Source organism: Corynebacterium sp. HMSC074A01, from assembly GCF_001831515.1.
In the GTDB taxonomy this organism is placed as follows: domain Bacteria; phylum Actinomycetota; class Actinomycetes; order Mycobacteriales; family Mycobacteriaceae; genus Corynebacterium.
Window position 1 is genome coordinate 1 of record NZ_KV825612.1, and the last position, 826, is coordinate 826.

An 826-nucleotide genomic window follows, 5' to 3' on the forward strand; every position below is an offset into this window, starting at 1 on the left:
GGCTGCCTCATCGCTAACTTTGCAACAGTGCCCGCTCAGATCGACACCACGACTGCGTCCGGTCGCATGGTGTTCGGAATCTTCGCCACCTTGGCCGAGTTCGAGCGGGATCTGATCCGAGAGCGCACCATGGCGGGTCTCGCCTCCGCGAGAGCGCGCGGTCGCAAGGGCGGACGAAAATTCGCGCTCACCAAAGCTCAGGTGCGTCTCGCGCAAGCCGCCATGGCCCAGCGCGATACTTCAGTTTCCGATCTCTGCAAGGAACTCGGCATCGAGCGCGTCACTCTCTACCGATATGTCGGTCCCAAAGGCGAGCTCAGAGACCATGGAAAGCATGTTCTCGGACTTACGTAGCAACTCGTTTCTTTTCGCAGGTTGAGCCACCTCCGCGCTTCATCAGAAAACTGAAGGAACCTCCATTGAATCGAACTAATATTTTTTTTGGTGAATCGCATTCTGACTGGTTGCCTGTCAGAGGCGGAGAATCTGGTGATTTTGTTTTTCGACGTGGTGACGGGCATGCCTTCGCGAAAATCGCACCTGCTTCCCGCCGCGGTGAGCTCGCTGGAGAGCGTGACCGCCTCATTTGGCTCAAAGGTCGAGGTGTGGCTTGCCCCGAGGTGATCAACTGGCAGGAGGAACAGGAGGGTGCATGCTTGGTGATAACGGCAATTCCGGGAGTACCGGCGGCTGATCTGTCTGGAGCGGATTTGCTCAAAGCGTGGCCGTCAATGGGGCAGCAACTTGGCGCTGTTCACAGCCTATCGGTTGATCAATGTCCGTTTGAGCGCAGGCGGGCCTGACCCCCGGAAAGTAGACACGTCGG

The 826-nt window shown here is 57.7% G+C and carries 1 protein-coding gene and 1 pseudogene; both read left to right on the plus strand.

All coding sequences use genetic code 11. The annotated features are described in order from the left end of the window. Window positions 1–354 (plus strand): recombinase family protein (locus HMPREF2550_RS03790; protein WP_141752001.1); only part of this gene is annotated, 354 nt, incomplete at its 5' end. Window positions 355–419: 65 nt separating this feature from the next. After that, window positions 420–794: pseudogene (locus HMPREF2550_RS03795) on the plus strand (phosphotransferase); the annotation flags it as partial. Window positions 795–826 lie beyond the last annotated feature (32 nt).